Here is a 22,540-nt window from a genome sequence, read left to right as displayed (position 1 = left end):
ATTTTGTTTTAGCTGTCTTTGTTAAAGGCAAATGATTGTGCAAAGCCTATGGCTATGGCAGGTTTTACATTAATTTAGATTTAGATGAATCAGATGAGTTTGACCCCTTCATCTTTAGAACAACAAGTTTTAATGGCATTCGTACTTTGGCAGTACGGTTACGTTACTACCATGCAGCTTCAGTTGACCTACTTTCATGCTTGCCTTATGAGGTAAAAGCATTATACAAAGTTACTGTACCCCGATTTACTATGTGGAATTAACTTTACGTGATGCTATCAATTTAAAGGTTACAGGAAGCAATTAGCTCAGCCAGGCATATTGATAACGAGAGCAAGGCAGCAGGATTTTATAAGGAAGCTTTAGATCATGTGGCAAGGCAAGGTTATGACAACGCTAATTTTGAGGTAGGAGGTGAAGAGGGGCTGGAATTGTGGAAGAGTTTTACAAAGATGAATCAAAAACAAAGTCGAATCAACAAGCCTCTGATTTAACTCATGTGCAACATATTCGAAAAGAGTCAATATTGGGTAAGTTTGATTTTTATAAGAATAAAAATTAGATAAAACAGAATGTTATTTTCTATTTCAACTGACGCCATCCTACCACTAAAAATGGATTATTTGTCTCTAGCTTGTTGAGGGGTGATCCCACTCCATTCTTTAAAAGCCCGTGTAAAAGCACTGTGTTCTGAATAACCGAGCAACATAGCTATTTCCATGATATGTAAACGAGGGTCTTGTAAATACGACGTGGCCAACTCATAACGAACTAAATTTAATTCATGTCTGAAGTTCGTTCCTGCCTCCGTCAATCGACGTTGTAATGTTCGTGAAGAACAATTGAGTTTTGCACTTATTCGCTCAATATCTGGTTCTCCGTCATGCAATGCCCTAGTAATGAGCTGGCGAACTTGTTCTACGATCTCATACTGTTGTGGTAATTGAGCAAGTAAACGATCAGCATGTTGTTCAAGGATTGAAATCAGTGCTGCATCAGGGCTTTTCAGCGGAAAATGGAGGATTTCACTACTATACCTTACAGCTACTTCACTTTGACCAAAGAGAACAGGACAACTAAAAAACTCCTCGTAGGGACTTATGTCAGTTGGCCTAGGATGTTTGAAATGAACAAAAACAGGATTAACAGTACCTCTAACGAGTGTGCGACAGAACTGGACTAAAACAGCATATCCAGTGACATTAACTAATGCACCAGTTATGTACTCACTTTCATCCCAAGTAATATCAATCCAATTATTCCCTCTGCGTAGAACCATTGGAACCACATCAAAAACTAAGCGAAAATATTGATTAAGACGTACTATGGCTGCTTCAAGATTTTCACTAGCTAAAAATACAGAACCCAACACTCCTAGATGTCGTGCAGTGATCGTTTGTCCAAGATGTATTCCTAATAATGGATCTTTTAGTTGCTCAGCTGCTGTTTCCAGCATACGGTTCCAATGTTCAACATTAATGCCACCAATACCTTGAGGGTCTGGTTCAGGCCAAGGTTCTTCGAGCAATTCTTCTGGTGAGTAACCTTTTTCATCAAGGTACTCATACAGTAATTGGACAAATGTTTCAGGTATTACGCGTCGATATATATGTTGTCCCATAGCAGTTTTTGTTTTTCCTAACATTTTTATTACTGTTTGGCGGAAAGTATCAAGTAGGTTGTCCGCTAGCGTCAAGCCCTAGAAATTATCCTAACCTATAATTTAAACATCTTCAGTACAAATGGTTAGAATAGCGATGACTCAAAATACCTCTAATCTCTTAAAGCCAATAGTAGTTAAATTTAATTCAGGAAAATTACTGTGTAGCGCTGACTTTTATCGCCCATTAGGTGCAGGTCCTTTTCCTATCATTGTTATGGCACATGGTCTAGGTGGTACTCGAAAAATGCGTTTACCAGCTTTTGCTGAGCGCTTCACTGCTGCTGGTTATGCTTGTTTAGTGTTTGATTATCGACACTTCGGTGAAAGTGAAGGTGAGCCCCGCCAGTTATTAGACATTGGAAAACAACTTGAAGACTGGAAAGCTGCCATCGCCTATGCTCGTAGTCTAAAAGACGTCGATCCGAAGCGTGTGATCATTTGGGGTACTTCATTTGGTGGAGGTCATGTGCTATCAACAGCTGCTGATGACAATCAACTTGCCGCTGTTATATCACAATGTCCATTTACTGATGGCTTTGCATCTAGCATGGCTATGAGTCCACTCACTTCCTTAAAGGTAACAGGACTAGCACTACAAGATAAAATTGTTTCATTGTTCGGAGCTAAACCAGTAATGGTACCGCTTGCGGCTCAATCAGGACAAACAGCATTGATGAATGCACCTGATTGTTATACTGGCTATTTCGCGCTTATGCCTGAGGGATCAAATATTCCGAACTATGTTGCTGCACGTTTTGCACTTGATATTATTCGTTATTATCCTGGTCGTAAAACTCCAAAAATTAAAGCGCCTGTTTTATTTTGTATTTGCGATCATGATACGGTAGCGCCTTCCAAAACTACTCTGCGTCATGCCAACCGGACACCGCGTCATGAAATCAAACACTACACCGATGGGCACTTTGAAATTTATGTTGGAGAAGCTTTCGAGCGTGTTGTGAAAGATCAGCTCGACTTTCTAAAGCGTACTGTTCCGATCAATTAATTAAATATTTTGAACTAGGGCCATAAAAAGATTAGGCTGCTACTTGCAGCCTTTTTTACATTGCTTGTCCATGACACGTTATGAGTCGTGTGGCACATCAGGTTATGACAATGCTGTCTTTAAAACAGGATTGCTATTGTTGAAGAGCCCAATATGAATAAGGCAAGATCAGAGCAATAATCAGCATCGGGATAATGGGTCAAGATTGGGTAAATTTGAATTGCATGAAAATAAAAAGTAAATAAAACAGAATGTTATTGATTCAGTTCAAGTGACGCCATCCCAGTATTTTCCAAGGTTTTACAGCCCTGAGCCATGTTCAAGATATTCAGAAAGGATTGCAGCAGTCAGTGTCAGTATAGCCCTTAAATTAATTTTGATATTCTTCTTTTGATGATATAAGTGCTTCGAAATCGAAGCACTTCATTTATATAGCGTTCAATGACAATTTGACCATTACGAAGTAGCTATATTTTCATTTAAGAAAGGAATAATTCTTTGTTATTAGAAGCAGCAGTTTTAAAGAGTTTTCCACTACTCCAACGAGACTGGGCTTCACGACCAGCGGTCGCCAAAGGACTTTGAGACGTTTCATAAAATGAAATTAGCGTGTATCTAGATTCTTAGTGGCTATGCAAAGAGCTGTTAGTTCGGAGTAATTACTCAACTAAAGGCTCTTGTCCTTGTATTGTATAGTTAAGCGTTTATTCTGAATTTTAACGCTGTTAGCTAGTTTTAGTTAAGTTTAATTATTTAAGTACATTTAGAGTAAAATGTATAAAAGTAAGGTGGTTGATATCATTTTACAAATTAATCTATTTTTTATAGGTAACAAATGGATTAATAACTATTTTAAGCGTATGAAAAAAATAGCAATAACTAAGAAGCAATTTTTAAAAATAATTATCAAACCTTAAATTAATCTTAAAAAAATATAATTTCATTGTTCAATTTTTTGAAACACACTGTTGACTCTTTTTTTTTGATGAATATTAAGAACAATTTAGTAATATGTCGAAAAACATCTATGGCTAATAAAATGCGAACTGTGAAATACAATATTACTTTTATTGTTATTATTACCATGCTATCAATTGGTGGTCTTATATCTACTGATATTTTTCTTCCTGCCATTTTGGATATGAGTGATTATTATAAAGTTGATGAAAGTTCTATTCAAAATGCAATTGCTATCTTTTTATTAGGAATATCTATATCTCAGCTTATATATGGTCCACTTAGTGATAGCTTTGGAAGAAGAAAAATATTATTAATTGGGTTGGTAATTTGGTTTTTTTCAACAGTAGGTATTTTATTAACTAATTCAATTGATAGCTTGCTTTTACTTAGGTTCTTTCAAGGTGTAGGTTCTTGTGCAGGTATTACTATTAGTAAGGTTATTATTAACGATAAGATGGGGAGGGAAGATGCGGGACACTTATATTTAATAATTTTCCCTTTTGTTGGTATGTCACCAGCAATTGCACCAATGATTGGTGGGGTTTTAAATAATTATTTCGGCTGGAAATCATGTTTTGTATTTCTCGTTGTATTTATTATGTTTACCTTGTTTTTATGTTTTTTCTATCTAGAGGAAACTTTGCAAAAATCTAAAAGACATCCATTTAATATTTCATCAATCTCTTTAAATACTTTAAAAGTTTTTTCCGATAAAGTTTTTATCTATTATGCTTTAATTCCATGTTTTGCTTATGCTGCATATTTTTCTTATATAGTTGAATCACCAATTTTATTAAATAAACTGGGATTACACGTTGCTTATATTGGTTATTCATATATTGGATTATCCTTAAGTTATGTTTTAGGTAATATTGTAGCTAAAAAAATATGCAAAATCAGAGGAATAGATAAGACAATAAAAATTGGATACACAATATTTGTTATAGGAGGAGTTCTCTTTTTACTACAAATGCTTTTAAGCTCAAGTATTCTAGTAACAACGATACTTAGTATATCTGTGCTTACTTTTGGTAATGGCTTTCTATTGCCATTAGGTACAGCTTCAGCAATTGCATCTCATAAAAATGCACCAGGAACAGCATCAGGTGTAATGGGAACACTTCAATTAGGTAGTGCGGCAATCGTTTCTTTTCTAATTGGATATCTATCTAAACATAATCCTACAATTGTAGCTTTTATTATTGCCTCAATAAGTATTTTGGGGTTTGGTATCTTTATGTTTTTTCACAGTAATATAGTCAATAACGACTAAAATAAAAGAGAGATCTATATGATTAATAACATCGACGTAACTCTAAGAGATGGTGGTTATCAGAATAACTTTAGTTTTACAGCAGAGTATGCAATTACTCATGTTGAAGCTATGGTTAAAGCAGGGGTTGAATATGTTGAGATAGGATATAGAAATGGTTCTTTTAAGCCTATTCCAAATATTGGCTTAACTGGTATATCTCCAAACAAATATATAGAAAAAATACATACTAATGTTCCAGAGGCTAAATTAGTAATAATTGCACATCCGCATAATATATCAGAGTCTGATATTTATGATATGAAAAGTGCAGGTGTTGATACTATTCGATTATGTATTAAATCTGATAATACAAAGCCGACTTTAACTTTATGTGAGTTGGCGAAAAAAGTCGGATTAAATGTTTGTATTAATGTGACAAGAGTCAGCCAAGTGCCAACTCTATCAATAATTGAAATGGCCCAGTTGTGCGAATTATCTGGAGCAGATGTTCTCTATTTAGCAGACTCAAACGGTAGTTTGTTACCTCATGATATTGCAAATATGACAAAAGTTCTTATGCATACATCTAAGATATCTGTTGGCTTCCATCCACATGATAATTTAGGTCTTGCTATGTCTAATAGTATTCAAGCCGTTAATGCAGGAGCAACATGGATAGATAGTTCATTAGCTGGAATGGGAAAGGGATCTGGAAATTTAGTACTTGAAACATGGTTGCCTTATCTGAATAGCTGTAAAAAACATAATAGTAAATATGATTTGGCACCAATATTTACTCAACTTAATACACTAAAATCAAATAATTGTTTTTCAGAATCTAAACGAAATTTAATCGATATCATGTTAGGGATTGGTAATCTAAGCGTGGAGCATAAGACAGAAATTGAGGAAGTACTGTTACAAGATATCCACTCTGCATTAAATAAAGTTCGTTCTTTACAGGTGAATTTAGCATGAAAAATAAGGTTGCCGTTATTCTTGCGCCAGTTATGCCAGTGTGGGATAACGGGGATTTTTGCAAGGATTTAAAAACAATATTACTTGACCTGAATTATGAAGTTCACATCATTGATACTGTAAATGAAATAACCTCATGTGCTCCAAAAGTTATTATTGATAGCCTCAAAAACAAATTAAATGAAGAGATTAAATCACCATTTATTTTGATTGGATTTGCAATGGGTGGGGCATTGGTTCAAGTCATATCTACGCAAATCGACAATGTAATTGGTGCTATTTCAATAAATGGTCCTGGTTTTGCTGATGAGGATTTGAAATTAAAGCTTTCCAATTTAGTTAATTTACTCAATCAGAGAGAGCTTACTTTAGCTATGGACGAGCTACATAAATTGGTTTTACCTAAAAATATTTTATATCACATTCCACCCATGCATATAGACAAAGAGCTTCAGGAAAATGCGATTTCAAGAATGAAATTAGGCTTTAAATTGTTATTGAATTTAGATGCTCGCAATATTATCCCAAATTTTAAACACAATTTCTTAAGTGTGGTAGGTGAGTTGTCCCAATTGGCTTCAATCAATAATCAAGTGATTGTACATAGCCCTCACTTTCAATACCGCTTAGTTAATAAAGCTGGAATGAGACCTTGGAACGATAATCCAATGGATTGCAATAAGATTTTAAAAGAATGGTTAAGTACTTATGAATAAGAATTTGCTAGTTTTACCTGGTGATGGTATTGGAAAAGATGTATGTGATGCTGCATTACCAATTATTGATGCACTTAATTTACCCATCTCAATATGCTTTGGGGATGTTGGATGGACCTGTTGGGAAAATCATGGGGATTCTGTTCCTCAAGATACTTGGTTAAAAATTAAAAAAGCAGATGCAGTTTTATTAGGCGCGATTACAAGTAAGGGGAAAATAGCAGCGCAAGAAGCTTTACCAGCTGAATTAAAAGGTAAAGATATCAAATATGTTTCTCCTGTTATTCAATTACGCCAGAAATTGGGTCTGTTTGCTAATATTCGGCCAGTACGATACGTGGATGGCAATTTAAGACCTTTTGATCTTTGTATCATTCGAGAAAATACGGAAGGGTTATATTCAGGTTTTGACTTCAAGGGCATTCCTGAAGAAATGGCGGATTGGCTGAAGCACCCTAACATTAGCCACTCTGGCAGTGAAAATGTTGCTTGGTCTGTTAGATTACAAACAAAATTTGGCTTGGAACGTCTTTTTAAAACTGCGTTTGAATATGCGGAAAAACACAATCTTAAGCGAGTTACTTTTGCCGATAAGCCTAATGTCATGCGTGAAAGTGGTGCCTTTGCAAAAGAAATTTTTGATTCAATTGCATCTGAATATCCATTGATCGAAGCAGATATCCATAATGTTGATGCTGTAGCACTTTGGTTAGTTACTCGTCCTCATACTTTTGGAGTTATTGTTGCCGAAAATATGTTTGGCGATATTTTATCTGATCTTGCAGCTGGGGTAATGGGGGGGTTAGGTCTAGCACCAAGTGCTAATATTGGTTCTGATATAGCCTATTTTGAGCCAGTACACGGCAGTGCACCCTCAATGGCAGGTAAGAACAAAGCAAATCCATCTGCAATGTTCTACACAATTGCATTAATGCTCGACTATCTTGGATTCTCTGAAGAAGCTAAATTAATTGAAAATGCAACGGATAGTGTAATTCGTGAAGGAAAAGTTGTCACTTATGATCTTGGTGGTGAAGCAACAACTACAAAAATGGCCCTAACTATTATTGAGAAAGTCACAAAATTAGTTAATCGTAAGACGGCTACGGTCATTACAGTGGGTGATGAATTACTTACCGGAGAAAACAATAACTTAAACCTACAATTATTTAGTAATTATTTATATGAAAATGGTCTTCAGGTAAAAAAACATATCGTTGTTGCTGATGATATTAAGCAAATTTACCAATCAGTGATCGAAAGTCTCGGTGCAAGTGATCTAATTGTAGTCAGTGGTGGACTAGGACCTACATCTGATGACAAAACGAGATATGCTATTGCGAAGGCTGCTAATAAACCACTTAAGTTTGACGAAGCAACTTGGACTAAAATTGAAAAGCAGTTAATAAGTTTTGGTGTACGAGTCGATAACTCAAACAAGATTCAGGCAACTTTTCCAGAAGGCGCAAAAATTCTCGCAAATGAAACCGGTACTGCTCCTGGTTTTGCGATACATTGTGATGCAAGCCAATTAATAGTATTACCAGGCCCACCTAAACAGGCTTGCAAAATTCTTAAGAATTATATTGAAAACAGTAGCTTGTCGCAGATTTCAAATGATACTAAATACCATTGGACTCTAATTGGTATAAGTGAGGGTGAAATTGGGCAAATATTCAATCAATTTTTCCCGCCTGAGGATTTTGAAGTCCATTTCTTATGGAAAAGTCCTTATGTTCAGGTCGAGTTAAAACTCAACCATTTTCAGCTTATGAAGTTAGAAAGTTTGGAAAAAATTGAGGAAGTGCTTCAACCGTATATCGTTAGTCGTAAACGAGAAAAAGCAAGTGATATTTTAAAGAAAGTCGCCTCTATTAAATGGGAGTTTGAGGATCCAAGCCTTTCAAAATATTTAAGTAGTTCAAATACAGAAACAGCTTCACATGCTGTAAATGTGGAGATTGAACCCAAATTAAATGTAATTTTGGAGGGAGATCGCCCAATTGGTCAAATGACTATGACTACTTCGATCAGTAAACAGAAACAACTAAAAGTTATGTTCCCTTATAACAAAGATGTAATTGAACATATTTTAGAAGAATACGCTTCATGGTCGGTTTTAAAAATGCTAGAGAAAAGTGAAAAATAGAATGGAAACAACATTAATGTCAATTAAAGAACGTTTATTAGCACTAGATACGGCTTCAGTTTCTGATGCAATGGATAGTCTTGATATCCCATGTGGTTTACACAGCATTCATGCCCGTGTTTCTGGTAAAAAAATTGCTGGTCCAGCATTTACTGTTAAATATGAAAGTTATCAACCTGAAAATGAAATCTTTTCAAATGCTGGAAATTACATTGATACTGTAATAGAAGGGAGCGTGATTGTTATTGATAGTCAAGGACGGTCTGATTGCACAAATTGGGGAAATATTCTTACAACCAAGGCCAAATTGAACAACATTGAAGGTACAGTTCTCTTTGGTGCTGCTCGCGATATAAATGAAATCCGTAAAATGGAATATCCACTCTTTTCGAGTCATATTTATATGGTATCTGGAAAAAATAGAACTCGAATTGCTGCAATACAAAATACGATAGAAATTGGATCAGTCATAATTACACCCGGTGACTGGATTTTCGGTGATGATAACGGTGTGTTAAGTATACCTCAAAGCAAACTCTTAGACGTTCTGGAAAGAGCCGAGAATGTTGAATTGACAGAACAAAGAATTTTAGCTGCAGTCTTAAATGGTGGTAATTTATCTGAAGCCAGAAAAATGCTTGGTTATGCAACTCCATGGGAAGTGCAAAAATGAACAGCGCTTTTTATGATTACTGGAGTAATCAATTAGATTTCATTGATATTCATTATCATGCAAAGCCTGATAATTACTCACGAAGATATAATGCTCTAGAAGCTGGACTATTATACAAAAAAGAAAATGGGGCTGTTGTGTTGAAGAACCATTTAGGCAGTACCACTAGTCTTGCAGCCTTAGCTCAATCTGACAACTTACCTGTTTTTGGCTCAATTGTATTAAATCCAGCATCTGGAGGAATTAGTGTAAACTCTGTAAGACAGGCTTTGAGTCAATATCAAATAAAGAATGCTGGTCGAATGATTGTTCATCTACCTACATTTGTAACGAGTCTTCACAAAAGCAGATTAAAACGAACTTTTGCTAATCAATATGCAGAATCCCTTACTGAGAATGAAGGCTCAATTACGAATAGCAATGGGAAGATTAAATCTGAAGTTATTAATTTAATTGAGTTTTCTAGAGAACATGATATTGTTTTATCAAGTGGGCATGCTAATAAGGCTCAAGTTATGGAACTCATGGCAGAAATTGATAAACGGGGAGGTAGTAGGCTGATGCTAAACCAACCTGCGAATCCTATGACGGGATTTACGGCATCTGAGTTAAAAGCTTTGGGTAATCATGATTGGCTGTATATTGAGCAATGTGCATTAACTGTATATTTGAATTATCAAACAAAAGATGATTTCTATAGCGTGTTATCAGAAGTAAATAACGTTATTTACAGTTCTGACTTAGGTCAACCCTCACAGCCAGATATTCCCCAATGGCTAATCGATAGTAAATTATGGTTCAAAGAAGCTGGGTTAACCAAGCAAAGAGAAAAAGAGATTAGACTTCTTAACCCTTTGCAGATGCTGGATTCCATGTAAAAGCTAAATTTAATGATTTTATAAAATCAATAAATGCTTTTTCCTTCAATGATGGATGTGGATTAATATGGACTATATACATTGGTAAGGGTTGGGGCATAAACTCATCCAACAAAGATATTATATCTCCATCCATCAAAGATTTTTTTACCGTAAAGTCTGGTAAATAGGATATACCTTGATCATTTAAGACCATTTGGTAAAGATCAAGACTATTATTGACCCTCACAATTGAAGGGATTTTAATATTCACACTTTTACCTTCGATCATATAATTCCAAGTACGTGTGTGATTATCAAAATGTTGCAAGCATTTGTGATTGCTTAGTTCCGAAGGGTGATTGGGTGCTCCAAATTTTTTGACGTATTGTTTTGATGCACAAGTATATTTTCTCCAATACCCAAGCAAAGTAAAGTAGAGATTACAATCTGGTCAAGGACCACAATGGATGGCTAAATCGTATCCATGGCTGAAGAGCTCTAAACAATGGTTACCAGTTATAATTTCAAGGTTTAGATTAGGATGTTGTTCTTGAAACTCATGCAACTTAGGGATGATATGTAAGTTACTTATCGAATGGGGAATTCCAACTTTTAAGTTACCACTAACATCATTATTCAGATTTCTAATATCATGTAGAGAAAGTTCATATTCATCGATAATTGAAACACAATGTTTGTAAAACCGTTCTCCAGCAGGTGTCAAAAGTATTTGGCGTGAATTTCTCTTAATTAATTGAATATTTACTTCGGTTTCTAATAAAAGAATTCTACGACTTATGAGACTTGGAGATAGTTTCATTTGTGTTGCTGCCGCACGAAACCCTTGACAGTCTACAACCATTCTAAATGCTTTCATATTTTCAAGCATCTAATAATCCCCAATCTCTTAATTTTATTAAGCCGATATCATACTAATTAAAAAATATTTTAACAGATAGTAAAATGTAAACTATAGACTTATTATTTAGTTTTTTTAAATAAAATTCTTTTTAATTTCATTCAATTAAAAAATAAATCATAATTTTTACACTATTCTTCAATTATTTCTTATTGCAAACAAATGTATTTTTGGATTAAACAACATATTTAATCCAAAAATAATAAAACTTTGATTTTTTAAAATTATTTAACTTTATACCAGGTCTGACTTCTACCAAGTGCAGAAATACCGATGTAACCACGACCACTAAACTTCTTACCATCAGGAGATAAGGTAGCATTAAAGCTATAGGTTTTACCTGTCTTAGGATCTAAGATTGATCCATTCGTATATTTGTTTTCACCTGAACTTTTTAAATTTTTAACGATCGTCAGACCAACTAATGATTTGTTTTGGTAGGCTCCTTCGCATTTGCTACATTTATTCGCTTCACTTGGAACCAGAATTTTTTCGATAGTCGCTGATAAAGCACCATTTTTATCTTCATTAAATCTTACAAGAGCCCTTGGTTGATTGGTTTCATCATCAATTGTTTTCCATACAGTACCATTGAGCTGGTCAGATGCGTATGACTGAACAGGATGGGCTGCAAATAAACATAAAAGCAAATATTTTTTCATAACAATGGATTCTCTACTTAACAAACAGTATGTTTTTGATAGCCTAAATTGATTTTGCCATCACTACTAAAAATATGAGATTCAATCTGATCACCAATTTTTAGATATTGGGAGCGTCGGGACTGGCTTTTGTTAAACAATTGCCATTTGAGCTTCTCAGGTAAAAGTGCCGTCATTTTTATTAGGGTTGTCGATGGCAATCCAAGTGCACAGCCTGATGGCGTACCCGTCATGAGTACATCACCCACTTCAAAGTTGGTAATCTGAGAGAATTCAGTCAGTGTCTCAGCGGGCTTAAACACCAGATTTGCGGTTGAATCTTGCTGACGGACTTCACCATTTACTTTCAGGATAAGTTGTAACTTGTTTAGATAATGCATTTCTACTTTATTCAATAAACACAATACAGGACCTAGCGGACAGAAAGTACGATAGCTTTTTCCCTTATAAAATTGCATTTGTGGAATCTGTATGTCACGCGCGGAAACATCATTGCCAATACATATACCTGCAATATATTCATGTAAGTTATCTGTGGTGACGGTGACACTGCCTTGCGTTTTTTTCCCTAGGACTAGTGTTAATTCAATTTCATAGTCTAATAAATCAACATGGTTTGGTTTTTCAATCCATCCATTTGGACCATGAAGTGAGGCCAATGATTTGGTAAAAAACATATTAAATGACTGGGTATCAGGATTAATTCCCGAATCAAGCATATGCTGGCGGTAATTTGCCCCTTGACATAATATTTGCGATGGATTTGTGATTGGACTCAGTAGCTCTATCTCATTGAGTAAGTATTTTTCTTTACTCTCTGTTGCCAATTTTTCCAGTTCTAGAATGCCATATTCAATGATTTCTTGGGTGCTTGCAAAGTCATACTGAAAGGAAGTAATTTGGTCTTCCTCAAGGAGTCCCCAACGTTTTTTTTGTTGGGTATCAATAAAATGAACTATATGTAAAGCCATAACAAATATCCCAATTTTATTTTGAGCGTTTCTTTTCTGCGATAGCGATAATCGGCTGAGTCATCCACCGTTTAAATTTATTGCCGAAAGATTCTTGTTGATAAATTGGGCGTGGACTGACTTCTTCATTGGCTTTTTGGTATTGAGGAAATAGGCTTAACGCATTGCCTCTTTGAATTTTATAGTGGTCGGTTTCATTAAAAATGCTTAGTTCTCCAAGAGACTGTACTTGCATATGGGAGGCCGGTGCAGGTGCAAATGGAAAATCACTGCCAAATAAAATTCTTTCTGTGCCAACAAGCTCTTTTAAAGCTGACATAGCATAAGGAGATGGTGATAAAGCAGTATCAAAATAAAAACGCTTGATGTAGGTCATGATGCCTTGAGGAGCATTTTTATTCATTTCAGTCATTAGGTTGCCTAACGAGACTCGCCATGCAATATAAGGTAGAAAACCGCCTGCATGCGCGAGAATAAACTGGATATCTGGATAGCGTTCCATCACGCCAGAAGTAATTAAATTAACTGCTGCGCGTGTGGTATCAGGTAAAAATTCTAGAATAAATCCAGGCGTAGTCAATCCTAGATTTTCACTGGTCTCATGCAGATTGGGATGAATAAAAACAATCGCTTTACGTTTGTTGAGTTCAAACATGAGTTCTTCAAAGCGACTGTCACCAAGAAAAATACCATTAGTACTTCCCAATAAGACAATGCCATCCGCTTTCAGGACTTCTAATGCATATATCGCTTCTGCACAAGCTTCTTGAGTCAATGGCATTGGAAGAACGGCAAAGAATCCAAACCGGTTTGGAAAGTTTTGACGCATTTCAGCCGTATATTCATTGCATTGACGAGCCAAGCGACATGCTTCTTGTACCTCACCAAAATAGACACCGGGAGCAGACAGAGAGACGAGAGCTGTATCAGTGCCAATCTGATCCATAATGTCAATCGATTGTGATGGTGTCCAGACAGGCAAGGGCGCACCCGCGACTTTGTCGATGCCTTTATTCAGCATGGCCTCTCTAAAAACTGGAGGAACAATGTGATGATGCACATCAATTCTTCCTTGCTGAAATATTGTATTTGTCATATCTGATCCTCAGCCGAGCTGTTAGTTTTTAGTTGCTAGTATTTCTAGACAACAAAATATCAATATGCTTATATTAGATCAATAGTGATTAAAATTGAACAATAGTGTTTAATATTTTTTGTATTGTTTTAATTGCGAATACATTTAGTTTTTTGAAAAGATAATTTTAACGAGTGGGGGAAAACGTTTATGAAGTCAATAGGGACTATTTTTATCCAAATTTTTCTATTCAATATTTTTATAGCAAATACATGGGCTCAAGATATTACGGGGATGTGGAAGGCGATTGATGATAAAAGTGGTTACGCAAGGGCAAAGGTGAATATTTATAAAATCAATGAAGGGCAATACGAAGGAAGAATTGAGGAGATATATCCGTTGCCTGGTCACAGTACAGCATTTACGGATAAATGTTTTCGCTGTAAAGGTGATCTAAAAGATACGCCTCTGAAAGGAATGAAGATTCTGTATGGATTCAAAAAAAATATGAATAGACCAGATGAGTACCATGATGGTCATGTCATTGATCCGATGAGTGGTAATATTTATAAAGGTAAAATTAAAATCAATGCCAATGCTACAAGAATGATTTTACGAGGATATATTGGTACTTCAGCCTTAGGACGAAGTCAGGTTTGGATGAAAGTGGACTAAAATTTGATGGCCCAAGCCAACATGATCTTATGATGTCGACTTGGGCTATGTGATTAAAATTTATAATTTAACTGAAGTGAAAAAATATCTGCGTCAGTGTCAAAAGAACCATTGAGTGTTTGCATCGTTGGTTTACCTGCTACAACAGTTGGACTTTCAATTGTTGCTTCATTTGCAAAAATATGTGAGTAGCCAACATCCATACTTAGGTTTTTATTTACTTGAAAACCTGCACCTAAAGAAATCCAGATTCTATCGGTATCTGGAAATCGGACCGTTCGGTCAGAGGATGACTCAACCACAGATTGATCATAAGCCATACCGAATCGGAGTTGTGTTGATGGAGTAATTTGATAGAGAGCACCGATACTTGATCTTAAACCATCTTTAAAGTTGAGTTGCTCCTCGTATACGACAGCATTATTGTTAGGATTTACTGCACTAAAAGCAGGAAGAACAGACCAATCATACCAAGTGAGTTCTGCAAGCGCAGTCCATTGTGGCGTAAAACGATAGGCGCCTGCCAAGCTCGCACTTTGTGGCATTTTAATCTCGACGGTCGCTGGATTAACCAATTTTGCAGCTGGTGTTGTGACGGTCAGAGAACCATCCAGTTTTAAACTTGTTTCAGAACGATAAGTCAAACCAATATCTAACTTATCCGTTGGCCGTAAGAATATCCCTATATTTCCAGCCCAGCCATCTCCATCTCCTTTCAATTCACCTTGAGCATCACCTAAGTAAAGAGGTGGATTCGTATTGATCAACGGTGCCGCTTTTCTGGTGAGCGTAGCATCAAAATCAAGATAATTTAGCCCCAAACCAATCATAAGTTGAGGATTGATCTCAAACGCCAATGAGGTATTGATATTCACCCCAGTGACTTCAGTTTTAAGACCTTGATATCGCCCAACAAAATCTTCGTTCCATTCTCCTTTGTTTCCGTATAACGGAGACACACTCATCCCCACAGCAAAAGGTTGCTCACTTCGATACACATATTGAGCACTAGGCACGGCAAATTTTCGTTCAATACTGGCTTCTACACTCCCAGTTGGAACGATGGGTGAAATTGATGTGTTTTTATCCCCTTTAAAATCCGTTTGTGCATCAACATATGATGCTGAACCTGATAAGTAATGGCCTGAACTTAAACCCATCATCGCAGCTGGGTTATAGGCGACCACACTCGCATTTTGTGCAAGCGCTGATGAACCGGCAAAAGCATAGCCAACGCCAGCGGCAGTCTGAGTATCGACAAAAACACCAGATGCGTAAGTTAAAGAAACAGGGCTTAAAGCAATAAGAAATATGAATTTTGATTTAAGTGGTCCGATCACAACAGTATCCTTAAAATTTACATGAATATAAAATATTAAACAAATGTGTTCAAAAAGCAATTACTATGTAAAAATTATATTTTTTAGGGTTTTTAACGAATAATTTTTTATAAAAATTATATCTGACTGAAATATATAGATTTTAATTAAATGAACAAATATTGATTAATTTGAACAGTTGTGTTCAAATTGATTGTATAAAGTATTTGAGAAAGAAAAAATGACGAACACTCATACATTGACATCCCAAGTGGTGAAATTTGGTCAGAGACAGATTTTCTTAAGTGAACAGGGTGAAGGTTTCCCGATTCTTATGTTGCATGGTGGTGGTCCAGGTGCTTCAGGGCTATCTAACTACTCCAAGAATATTGACGCATTGGCAGAAAAATATCGCGTTCTCATCCCAGATATGCAGGGTTATGGGCAGTCTTCAAAGGGAGTGAATCGTGATGATCCGTTTGGAGATTTAGCAGATGCAATGTTGGGCTTATTGGATCAATTAAAAATCAAGCAAGTCCATATTATTGGCAATTCTCTTGGTGGTGCATGTGGCTTACGCATGGCACTAGAACATCCAGAGCGAGTTGCAAGCTTGATTCTTATGGGGCCAGGCGGAATTAATACCACCAAAGGTCTACCGACTAAAGGTTTGAACTGCTTATTAAATTACTACGGTGGCAAAGGACCGAGTATGGATAAGCTCAGAACCTTTATCCGTGAATACTTGGTCTTTGATGGCAGTCAGGTGCCTGAAAGTGTCATCCGTGAACGCTTCCAAGCCAGTATTGATCCAGACGTGGTTGCAGCACCGCCATTAAGACGACCTACAGGATTGAAAGGTGCTATTCGCATGGACTTCACCCGTGATTCACGACTCAAAAAATGTAAAGTTCCAACCTTGGTGGTTTGGGGTGCGAATGATTTAGTGAACCGTCCGAGTGGTGCACTGACCTTGCAGAAAATCATGCCGAATTGTGATGTTTATTTATTTGCCAACACAGGGCATTGGGTGCAGTGGGAAAGAGCGGATGAATTTAATCAACTCAGTCTAGATTTCTTTGCTAGACAAGCCATCGTTTGAAAAGGTGAGCATATGAATAGCACCACAATAGATCAGGATGTTTTTGGTTTAGTCCGTATGGCTTATGCAGTGATTGAATCAAACAAACTTAAACAGTGGAAAGAGTTCCTGCAACAGGGTTTAGGGCTGCACTTTAACGATGAAGAACAGTCCATGAATGAACTTAGCTTTCGTATGGATCATCATGCCAAACGCCTGATAGTGCAAAAAGGAAAGTCAGAAGATTTTGTCGCACTAGGTTGGCAGGTTAAAGATCAAAAAACGCTAGACATTATTCTTGGTCGCTTGGCTGAACGTGATATTGCCGTTGAGAAAAGTACGCAGGCTGAGGCTGAGCAAAGAGGAGTAAAGCAATTCTGGCGCATCATGGGACCTAAAAAACAGCATATCGAGCTGTTTGTTGAGGCCAACTTGAGTGATGAACCCTTAAATATGTTGACCTCAAGCTTTGTGACTGGTGATGCAGGAATGGGACATGTGGCAATTACCTCACGAAAGCCTTTGAAGATGCAGCGGTTTTGGCAGGAAATCTTTGATGCAAGACTGAGTGACCAGATTGAGCAAGTCATTAGTGGTGTAACACTAGATGTAACTTTCTTACGTCTAAATGAACGTCATCATTCAGTTGCGATCGCTACGACCAGAGAAGTCGCTCTAGATCCAATTCGCACTAAAGTGCAACACATGAATCTACAAGGTGCTTCTTTAGATGACTTATCCAATGCCTTTCAACGATGTAAGCAGCTTGGTTATGAAATGGCGCATGAGATTGGGCAGCATCCAAATGACAAGGAATTGTCATTTTATGTGATTAGTCCATCAGGTTTTGAAATTGAGTTTGGATGGGCACCATTGGTGGTAGATGAAAGCACATGGAAACCGACCAAGTATTTTGCAATCAGTTCTTGGGGACACAAGCCCGAGAATCCAGGCAAGCTCTATATGCTTTCAACCAATTTAAATAATTTGAAACAGGGAATCTCAACAGTGATTCATCCTGAATATTCACCCATCTAGTTTTAGAGGTTCTAAACATGACAGGTCAGAAAATTAAAAAAACGACATCACAAAATGTAGATGTGGTTATTGCAGGTCTAGGACCAACTGGATTGGTGTTGGCTCATATTTTAGGCAAACGAGGACACCAAGTATTGGTGTTGGAACGTGAACCTGTGTTTTATGGCAATGCTCGTGCTGTGTATACCGATGATGAATGCATGCGTATTTTTCAGTCGATTGATATGGCGGAAGAACTGCAAAAAGATATGCTCTTGGATACGCCTGTACAACTGGTTCGTCCAGATGGAACCGTGATTGCACAATACAAGCCGCTCAAACGCCCATTCGGGTGGTCGGTGGTGAATTTCTATTATCAGCCTTATTTGGAAACTTCTTTAACCAATGCTTTAGCCAAATATCCAAATGTTCAAATTTTGCGTGGACGAGAGCTGATTAATTTTAGTCAAGATGCAGACAGTGTGACTGTGATCCATCAGGCAACACAAGTCTATCGTTTTAGTGATGAGACTGATGTTAAAACTGAAGTACAGGGGGATAGTGACGTCCAACAAGTTATCGCACGTTATTTGGTCGGCGCTGATGGTGGGCGTAGTACTGTTCGTTCCAAACTTGGTATTGAAATGTCAGGGAAAAACTTCCCAGAGCCATGGCTGGTTGTGGATCTAAAACAGAAAGACCGAAATAAAGGCTTACGTCATCTACCGTATTTTAATTTTGTAGTTGATCCAGATCTACCAGTAGTGAGTTGTGTACAGCCAGATGGATTCCATCGCTTTGAGTTTATGTTGAAAAAAGGTCAAACCAAAGAATATATGGAACAACCTGAAACAGTACGTATGTTGTTATCCAAATTCGTAAATCCTGATGACTTTGAAGTAAAACGTAAGCTGGTCTATACCTTCAATGCCTTGGTTGCCAATCAGTGGCGAGACAAGCGTGTGCTTCTAGCAGGTGATGCTGCCCACATGACTCCACAATTTATGGGGCAAGGCGCAAGTTCAGGTATCCGTGATGCAGGTAATTTAGGTTGGAAACTCAGTGCAGTCCTAAATGGACAAGCTGGAGACAAATTATTAGATAGCTATGAAAGTGAGCGTCATGATCATGCCAAAGCAATGATTCAGGGTTCAGTCTTATTAAAAGACCTTGTTTCAATGACCAATCCGGTGGTTGGAAAAATTCGTGATGGCTTGATTAAAGGGGTTCTTGCAACTCCTAAACTCAAAGAGTGGGGACAGGAAGGTGGTTTTAAACCAAAACCTGTTTACACGAAAGGTCAGTATTTTGGCTTAGCGCGTCAGCATCGTTCAAGCCCAGAAGGTAGTCTTGCACCACAGCCTATAGTCAGAGGCTTTGATGGCAAACAAACTTTACTAGATTCCTTGCTAGGTAATGGCTATGCCTTAATTGGATTAAGTGTAGACCCAACACAAGGCATGTCTGAAACATTTAAGCAGTTTCTAAAACAGTTGGGGTGTCAGTTTATTACGCTTTATCCGTATGCTGAACGCCCACAAGCACATACCGCACGGAACTTGAACCCTGATGTATTGGAAGTAGAAGATATCGAGGGCAATATGGTGAACTGGTTAATAAAGAGTGGGCAAGATAAACCTGTTGCTTTATTACGACCTGATCGATTTACCTTTGCCGTTTCCAGACACGTGGAAATCAATGCAGTCATTCAACAGTTACAAAAGCAATTAGAACTTGGTCAGAGAACCACGCATTACAATGAGGTGAGCGCATGAGTATACATTTACATGCAGCAGCAGAAGCCCTCAGACAAGCGCGCGAATCTGGTCAAACAATTGCCGCAATTACTCAGAGTTATCAAGTCTCTGGATTGGATGAAGCTTATACAGTGGCACAAATTAATACGGAATATAAGCTGAGCCAAGGTTCAAGAATTATCGGGAAGAAAGTAGGTTTAACCTCAAAAGCAGTGCAACAACAGCTTGGTGTGGATCAGCCTGATTTCGGGATTTTATTCGATGATATGGAATACCTAGATGGTGACACCGTTCCTGTCAGCCAACTTATGCAACCTAAAATTGAGGCAGAGATTGCTTTTATTCTTGGGCGTGATCTTGTTGGCCCAATACCATCGTGGGGTGAGTTCATTTCTACATTGGCCTATGCTTTACCCGCTTTAGAGATTGTCGATAGCGCGATTCGTAACTGGAAAATCACGCTGGAAGATACGGTAGCCGATAACGCATCTTGTGGTTTGTTCGTTTTAGGAAATCAGCCAATCGAAATAGGCAGCTTAAATCTAGCAAAAGTAAAAATGGAACTTGAACACAATAAAGTTGTGGCATCAAAAGGTAATGGAGCCGCGTGTTTAGGTCATCCATTAAAAGCTGCTTGGTGGTTGGCTCGTACCATGTGTGAAAAAGGGATTGGTTTAAAAGCTGGTGAGGTCATTTTATCTGGTGCGCTAGGACCAATGGTCAATGTCAAAGCAGGTGATAGCGTGACTGCCTATATTGGCCGTTTAGGTTCTGTCAGTTGCCAGTTGGTATAGGTGGGGAACATGAATAATCAATCAAAAAATAAAATCAAGGCTGCAATTATTGGTAGTGGCAATATTGGCAGTGATCTCATGATCAAGATGTTACGTTATGGTGAACATCTTGAAATCACTGCTATGGTTGGTATTGATCCAGAATCGGATGGTTTGGCTCGTGCCAAAAGAATGGGGGTTGCAACTACGTCTGAAGGTGTTCAAGGGCTTATTCAACTACCTGAATTTAAGCAGATCGATATTGTTTTTGATGCAACCTCTGCTGGAGCACATATCAAAAATGATGCCTTATTAAGACAACATAAGCCGAATATTCGTATGGTGGATTTAACCCCTGCGGCAATTGGTCCTTATTGCGTTCCTGTGGTGAATCTGGAACAACACATTGACCAGCTCAATGTAAACATGGTGACTTGTGGTGGACAAGCGACTATTCCAATGGTTGCTGCAGTCTCGAAAATTGCTAAAGTTCATTATGCTGAAATTGTGGCGTCTATTTCCAGTAAATCTGCAGGTCCAGGAACTCGCGCCAATATTGATGAATTTACAGAAACCACATCAAAGGCATTGGAAACAGTCGGTGGTGCAACAAAAGGCAAGGCGATTATTGTCCTCAATCCAGCCGAACCGCCATTATTGATGCGTGATACGGTGTATGTGCTGTCTGAAGCTGCAGATCAGGCTGTGGTTGAAGCCTCAATTGAGCAGATGGTTGCTGAGGTTCAAAAATATGTTGCTGGCTATCGCTTAAAACAAAAAGTCCAGTTTGAGGTGATTCCTGAATCTGCCCCACTCAATATTGCCGGATTAGGGAAATTTTCTGGTCTAAAAACCAGTGTGTTTTTAGAAGTTGAAGGTGCAGCACATTATTTACCTGCCTATGCTGGCAATCTGGATATTATGACTTCGGCAGCGTTGGCAACAGGCGAGAAAATGGCGGCATCACTCCAATCACAACGTGCATCGGATGAGGGCTAAGCGATGGATAAGATCAAAAAATTATATATTTCCGATGTGACTTTACGTGATGGCAGTCATGCAGTCCGCCATCAGTACTCCATTCAAAATGTGCAAGAAATTGCCAAAGCGTTAGATGAAGCAAGAGTAGACAGTATCGAAATTGCGCACGGTGATGGATTGCAAGGTTCAAGCTTTAACTATGGCTTTGGCGCACATACTGATTTGGAATGGATTGAAGCAGCTGCTGATGTACTTACACATTCCCAAATTGCGACTTTATTGCTGCCTGGTATTGGTACCATCCACGATCTTAAAGCTGCGTATAACGCGGGTGCCCGTGTTGTTCGTGTTGCTACGCATTGTACAGAAGCAGATATTTCCAAACAACATATTGAATATGCGAGAGAATTGGGCATGGATACCGTGGGCTTCCTGATGATGAGCCATATGACCACGCCTGAAGCCTTAGCCCAACAGGGTAAACTGATGGAATCTTACGGTGCGCAATGTATCTATGTCGTGGATTCGGGTGGTGCAATGTCCATGAATGATATTCGTGCACGCTTTAGAGTGATGAAAGATGTTCTAAAGCCTGAAACACAAACAGGAATACATGCGCACCATAATTTAACTTTAGGTGTTGCGAACTCTATTGTTGCTGTTGAAGAAGGCTGTGACCGTATTGATGCCAGCCTTGCAGGTATGGGGGCAGGTGCTGGCAATGCACCACTAGAAGTTTTTATTGCTGCTGCTGAACGTTTAGGTTGGCATCATGGTACTGATTTATTTACGTTGATGAATGCTGCTGATGAATTAGTGAGACCATTGCAAGATCGCCCAGTACGTGTAGATCGTGAAACACTTGCATTAGGGTATGCAGGGGTATATTCAAGCTTCTTGCGTCATGCCGAGATGGCTTCTAAACGTTATGACCTAAATACCGTTGATATTTTAGTGGAACTGGGTCGTCGTCGTATGGTGGGTGGACAGGAAGATATGATTGTCGATATCGCTTTAGACCTTCTAAAAAAACAGCAACAGGCAGGATAA

19 protein-coding genes and 2 pseudogenes are annotated in these 22,540 nt (G+C 37.8%); 15 read left to right on the top strand and 6 right to left on the bottom strand.

Translation table 11 applies throughout. From position 1 onward, the window contains the following. Window positions 1-35 precede the first annotated feature (35 nt). A pseudogene (locus NDN13_RS09455) lies at window positions 36-562 on the top strand (recombination directionality factor); the annotation flags it as partial. Window positions 563-619: 57 nt separating this feature from the next. Here NDN13_RS09455 and NDN13_RS09450 read toward each other — a convergent pair. Continuing rightward, window positions 620-1,645 carry an AraC family transcriptional regulator gene (locus tag NDN13_RS09450; RefSeq protein WP_251118061.1) on the bottom strand — a complete coding sequence of 342 codons (1,026 nt, stop codon included), beginning with the start codon at window positions 1,643-1,645 and terminating at the stop codon, window positions 620-622. A 112-nt stretch (window positions 1,646-1,757) separates the two neighbouring features. On the opposite strand from NDN13_RS09450, the gene NDN13_RS09445 reads away from it, so the two are divergent. From NDN13_RS09445 to NDN13_RS09415, 7 genes are all read left to right on the top strand, one after another. Continuing rightward, a complete protein-coding gene (locus NDN13_RS09445; RefSeq protein WP_251118060.1) occupies window positions 1,758-2,669 on the top strand; it encodes an alpha/beta hydrolase in 912 nt (303 codons plus the stop codon). A gap of 1,027 nt (window positions 2,670-3,696) precedes the next feature. Next, window positions 3,697-4,902, top strand: coding sequence for a multidrug effflux MFS transporter (locus NDN13_RS09440; RefSeq protein ID WP_251118059.1), 1,206 nt, complete (start codon window positions 3,697-3,699; stop codon window positions 4,900-4,902). Window positions 4,903-4,920: 18 nt separating this feature from the next. Next, the gene (locus NDN13_RS09435) at window positions 4,921-5,862 is read left to right on the top strand and encodes a hydroxymethylglutaryl-CoA lyase-like TIM-barrel protein (RefSeq protein WP_251118058.1); all 942 of its coding nucleotides are present in this window, start codon (window positions 4,921-4,923) and stop codon (window positions 5,860-5,862) included. After that, window positions 5,859-6,578, top strand: a complete 720-nt coding sequence (locus tag NDN13_RS09430; protein ID WP_251118057.1) for a hypothetical protein — start codon at window positions 5,859-5,861, stop codon at window positions 6,576-6,578. The genes NDN13_RS09435 and NDN13_RS09430 overlap by 4 nt, the downstream gene beginning before the upstream one ends. Further along, entirely contained in the window at window positions 6,571-8,727 is a 2,157-nt protein-coding gene (locus tag NDN13_RS09425; RefSeq protein ID WP_251118056.1) for an isocitrate/isopropylmalate dehydrogenase family protein, read from the top strand. Before NDN13_RS09430 ends, NDN13_RS09425 begins: the two co-directional genes overlap by 8 nt. Window position 8,728: 1 nt before the next feature. Next, the gene (locus tag NDN13_RS09420) at window positions 8,729-9,400 is read left to right on the top strand and encodes an RraA family protein (protein ID WP_251118055.1); all 672 of its coding nucleotides are present in this window, start codon (window positions 8,729-8,731) and stop codon (window positions 9,398-9,400) included. Further along, window positions 9,397-10,278, top strand: coding sequence for a DUF6282 family protein (locus NDN13_RS09415; RefSeq protein WP_251118054.1), 882 nt, complete (start codon window positions 9,397-9,399; stop codon window positions 10,276-10,278). The genes NDN13_RS09420 and NDN13_RS09415 overlap by 4 nt, the downstream gene beginning before the upstream one ends. Here NDN13_RS09415 and NDN13_RS09410 read toward each other — a convergent pair. The 4 genes and pseudogenes from NDN13_RS09410 to NDN13_RS09395 form a co-directional block, all read right to left on the bottom strand. Continuing rightward, a pseudogene (locus tag NDN13_RS09410) lies at window positions 10,247-11,122 on the bottom strand (LysR family transcriptional regulator). The gene NDN13_RS09415 and the pseudogene NDN13_RS09410 overlap by 32 nt on opposite strands. Before the next feature lie 281 nt (window positions 11,123-11,403). Then, window positions 11,404-11,841: a DUF2147 domain-containing protein gene (locus tag NDN13_RS09405; protein WP_251118053.1), complete on the bottom strand. Its 438-nt coding sequence runs from the start codon at window positions 11,839-11,841 to the stop codon at window positions 11,404-11,406. Between the two features lie 17 nt (window positions 11,842-11,858). Next, complete coding sequence (locus NDN13_RS09400; RefSeq protein ID WP_251118052.1) at window positions 11,859-12,812, bottom strand: fumarylacetoacetate hydrolase family protein; 954 nt, start codon at window positions 12,810-12,812, stop codon at window positions 11,859-11,861. A gap of 16 nt (window positions 12,813-12,828) precedes the next feature. Further along, window positions 12,829-13,908 carry an amidohydrolase family protein gene (locus tag NDN13_RS09395; protein WP_251118051.1) on the bottom strand — a complete coding sequence of 360 codons (1,080 nt, stop codon included), beginning with the start codon at window positions 13,906-13,908 and terminating at the stop codon, window positions 12,829-12,831. 189 nt (window positions 13,909-14,097) lie between these two features. Between NDN13_RS09395 and NDN13_RS09390 the strand changes: the two genes are divergently transcribed. Further along, the gene (locus NDN13_RS09390) at window positions 14,098-14,562 is read left to right on the top strand and encodes a DUF2147 domain-containing protein (RefSeq protein ID WP_251118050.1); all 465 of its coding nucleotides are present in this window, start codon (window positions 14,098-14,100) and stop codon (window positions 14,560-14,562) included. 53 nt (window positions 14,563-14,615) lie between these two features. On the opposite strand, the gene NDN13_RS09385 is transcribed toward NDN13_RS09390, so the two are convergent. Further along, window positions 14,616-15,902 carry an OmpP1/FadL family transporter gene (locus NDN13_RS09385; RefSeq protein WP_251118049.1) on the bottom strand — a complete coding sequence of 429 codons (1,287 nt, stop codon included), beginning with the start codon at window positions 15,900-15,902 and terminating at the stop codon, window positions 14,616-14,618. 220 nt (window positions 15,903-16,122) lie between these two features. Between NDN13_RS09385 and NDN13_RS09380 the strand changes: the two genes are divergently transcribed. Genes NDN13_RS09380 through dmpG form a run of 6 tightly spaced genes read left to right on the top strand, consistent with a single transcriptional unit; the run spans window position 16,123 to window position 22,540 of the window. Further along, complete coding sequence (locus tag NDN13_RS09380) at window positions 16,123-16,983, top strand: alpha/beta fold hydrolase (RefSeq protein WP_151716390.1); 861 nt, start codon at window positions 16,123-16,125, stop codon at window positions 16,981-16,983. 12 nt (window positions 16,984-16,995) lie between these two features. Then, window positions 16,996-18,000, top strand: a complete 1,005-nt coding sequence (locus tag NDN13_RS09375; protein ID WP_251118048.1) for a VOC family protein — start codon at window positions 16,996-16,998, stop codon at window positions 17,998-18,000. A gap of 17 nt (window positions 18,001-18,017) precedes the next feature. Then, window positions 18,018-19,754 (top strand): bifunctional 3-(3-hydroxy-phenyl)propionate/3-hydroxycinnamic acid hydroxylase MhpA, encoded by a 1,737-nt coding sequence (gene mhpA / locus NDN13_RS09370; RefSeq protein ID WP_251118047.1) that lies wholly within the window; start codon window positions 18,018-18,020, stop codon window positions 19,752-19,754. Beyond that, the gene (locus NDN13_RS09365) at window positions 19,751-20,530 is read left to right on the top strand and encodes a 2-keto-4-pentenoate hydratase (protein ID WP_251118046.1); all 780 of its coding nucleotides are present in this window, start codon (window positions 19,751-19,753) and stop codon (window positions 20,528-20,530) included. Before mhpA ends, NDN13_RS09365 begins: the two co-directional genes overlap by 4 nt. A 9-nt stretch (window positions 20,531-20,539) precedes the next feature. After that, window positions 20,540-21,508 (top strand): acetaldehyde dehydrogenase (acetylating), encoded by a 969-nt coding sequence (locus tag NDN13_RS09360; protein ID WP_251118045.1) that lies wholly within the window; start codon window positions 20,540-20,542, stop codon window positions 21,506-21,508. A 3-nt stretch (window positions 21,509-21,511) separates the two neighbouring features. Continuing rightward, window positions 21,512-22,540, top strand: a complete 1,029-nt coding sequence (gene dmpG / locus NDN13_RS09355) for a 4-hydroxy-2-oxovalerate aldolase (RefSeq protein ID WP_251118044.1) — start codon at window positions 21,512-21,514, stop codon at window positions 22,538-22,540.

The sequence above is a fragment of the Acinetobacter sp. C32I genome (assembly GCF_023702715.1).
GTDB lineage: Bacteria > Pseudomonadota > Gammaproteobacteria > Pseudomonadales > Moraxellaceae > Acinetobacter.
The sequence above is the reverse complement of the archived record's forward strand: the minus strand, read 5'-3'. Positions and strand labels throughout refer to the sequence as shown.

Excerpts from the sequence above, each read along its gene's own strand:
- NDN13_RS09450 (WP_251118061.1), bottom strand. The coding sequence starts at position 1,645 with ATGTTAGGAAAAACAAAAACTGCTATGGGACAACATATATATCGACGC.
- NDN13_RS09445 (WP_251118060.1), top strand. The coding sequence starts at position 1,758 with ATGACTCAAAATACCTCTAATCTCTTAAAGCCAATAGTAGTTAAATTT.
- NDN13_RS09440 (WP_251118059.1), top strand. The coding sequence starts at position 3,697 with ATGGCTAATAAAATGCGAACTGTGAAATACAATATTACTTTTATTGTT.
- NDN13_RS09435 (WP_251118058.1), top strand. The coding sequence starts at position 4,921 with ATGATTAATAACATCGACGTAACTCTAAGAGATGGTGGTTATCAGAAT.
- NDN13_RS09430 (WP_251118057.1), top strand. The coding sequence starts at position 5,859 with ATGAAAAATAAGGTTGCCGTTATTCTTGCGCCAGTTATGCCAGTGTGG.
- NDN13_RS09425 (WP_251118056.1), top strand. The coding sequence starts at position 6,571 with ATGAATAAGAATTTGCTAGTTTTACCTGGTGATGGTATTGGAAAAGAT.
- NDN13_RS09420 (WP_251118055.1), top strand. The coding sequence starts at position 8,729 with ATGGAAACAACATTAATGTCAATTAAAGAACGTTTATTAGCACTAGAT.
- NDN13_RS09415 (WP_251118054.1), top strand. The coding sequence starts at position 9,397 with ATGAACAGCGCTTTTTATGATTACTGGAGTAATCAATTAGATTTCATT.
- NDN13_RS09405 (WP_251118053.1), bottom strand. The coding sequence starts at position 11,841 with ATGAAAAAATATTTGCTTTTATGTTTATTTGCAGCCCATCCTGTTCAG.
- NDN13_RS09400 (WP_251118052.1), bottom strand. The coding sequence starts at position 12,812 with ATGGCTTTACATATAGTTCATTTTATTGATACCCAACAAAAAAAACGT.
- NDN13_RS09395 (WP_251118051.1), bottom strand. The coding sequence starts at position 13,908 with ATGACAAATACAATATTTCAGCAAGGAAGAATTGATGTGCATCATCAC.
- NDN13_RS09390 (WP_251118050.1), top strand. The coding sequence starts at position 14,098 with ATGAAGTCAATAGGGACTATTTTTATCCAAATTTTTCTATTCAATATT.
- NDN13_RS09380 (WP_151716390.1), top strand. The coding sequence starts at position 16,123 with ATGACGAACACTCATACATTGACATCCCAAGTGGTGAAATTTGGTCAG.
- NDN13_RS09375 (WP_251118048.1), top strand. The coding sequence starts at position 16,996 with ATGAATAGCACCACAATAGATCAGGATGTTTTTGGTTTAGTCCGTATG.
- mhpA (WP_251118047.1), top strand. The coding sequence starts at position 18,018 with ATGACAGGTCAGAAAATTAAAAAAACGACATCACAAAATGTAGATGTG.
- NDN13_RS09365 (WP_251118046.1), top strand. The coding sequence starts at position 19,751 with ATGAGTATACATTTACATGCAGCAGCAGAAGCCCTCAGACAAGCGCGC.
- NDN13_RS09360 (WP_251118045.1), top strand. The coding sequence starts at position 20,540 with ATGAATAATCAATCAAAAAATAAAATCAAGGCTGCAATTATTGGTAGT.
- dmpG (WP_251118044.1), top strand. The coding sequence starts at position 21,512 with ATGGATAAGATCAAAAAATTATATATTTCCGATGTGACTTTACGTGAT.